Annotated in this window: 1 protein-coding gene; it reads left to right on the top strand. The window is 38.9% G+C overall.

Annotation, left to right across the window (positions count from 1 at the left end):
• Positions 1-314, top strand: a 314-nt coding sequence (locus tag ACFIKB_RS09590) for a phosphate acyltransferase (protein WP_375653531.1), incomplete at both ends; no start/stop codon positions are given.

Raw genomic sequence — 314 nt, 5'->3', positions numbered from 1 at the left:
AAATTCAGGATGCTGTTAACATGTTGCATGAACGTAAAGTTGATTTTGAATTTGATGGAGAAATGAGTGCTGATGTGGCACTCAATTTGAAATTGATGCAGCAATATCCCTTTATGGGATTAACGGAACCAGCTAATATTTTGGTAATGCCTGGATATCATGCCTCTTCCATTGCTAGCAAAATGCTGCAAGAGCTTGGTGAAGCAACCATTATTGGACCTATTTTGATTGGGTTGGAAAAATCTGTCCAAATTGTACCGTTTAGTGGAAACGATACGGATGTTGTCAATATCGCAATGCTAGCGGCTTATCAT

Origin of the sequence: Bartonella sp. MR110HLJHH (assembly GCF_042194225.1) — a bacterium.
GTDB lineage: Bacteria > Pseudomonadota > Alphaproteobacteria > Rhizobiales > Rhizobiaceae > Bartonella > Bartonella grahamii.
The sequence above is the reverse complement of the archived record's forward strand: the minus strand, read 5'-3'. Positions and strand labels throughout refer to the sequence as shown.